We start from the raw sequence: 239 nt of genomic DNA, 5'->3' as shown, positions 1-239 counted from the left end.
CTGAAACGCTGCTGTGCCAGCCGATAATAATGCCGCTGCTGCTCATCCGTCGTTTGCTGTAGCGCCCGTAGCCAGTGGGTAATAAGCGGGTCAATGTCCTCGGGCCGTTCGCTATCAACCGTTAGCGCCAGCCAGCCGTAATCGTCATCCTGATAAAGCCAGTTCAGGGCTACCTCTTCTGCCAGCCCGCGCGCCCGTAGCCCGGCAATCAGGCTTCCGGGGGCGTCGTCCAGTAAAAA

At 59.4% G+C, this 239-nt stretch carries 1 pseudogene; it reads right to left on the bottom strand.

Annotation, left to right across the window (positions count from 1 at the left end):
• Positions 1 to 239: pseudogene (locus RTW80_RS30675) on the bottom strand (pyrroloquinoline quinone biosynthesis protein PqqF); the annotation flags it as partial.

It is taken from the genome of Escherichia sp. AM3 (assembly GCF_032029835.1).
GTDB lineage: Bacteria > Pseudomonadota > Gammaproteobacteria > Enterobacterales > Enterobacteriaceae > Escherichia > Escherichia coli.
This window is presented reverse-complemented; position numbering and strand designations above follow the sequence as displayed.